At 44.4% G+C, this 349-nt stretch carries 1 protein-coding gene; it reads left to right on the forward strand.

What is annotated here, in order from left to right; all coding sequences use genetic code 11:
• A partial coding sequence (locus tag ACYQ4S_RS12490; RefSeq protein WP_459771497.1) for a transposase occupies window positions 1-349 on the forward strand: 349 nt, incomplete at both ends.

The raw sequence follows: 349 nt of genomic DNA on the forward strand, positions 1-349 counted from the left end.
GAACAATTCGAACTGTCCCATGCATCTGAACACGACCATGATCACTTGAACGTCTTTATCAATGAGAAACGGGCGACCTATGTTTTTGATCGCGGGTATCTGGATTTCGCTCAGTTTGATCAAATGAACTGGGAGGGCTACTTTTTCGTTTCCCGCATTAAAAAGAATACAGCCGTTCATGTTCAAGCGCACCTGGAAGTGTCTCATGAATCAGGGATTATCAGTGATCAATTGGTTCAGCTGGGAAAATCGACCTACCTGACGGGTTTGTTTCGCTTAGTAACGATTGAACGTAAGCATCAATCGAATCTACGTATCCTGACGAACCGAATGGATCTTTCAGCAGAGG

This window comes from Alkalibacterium sp. s-m-28 (assembly GCF_054658175.1).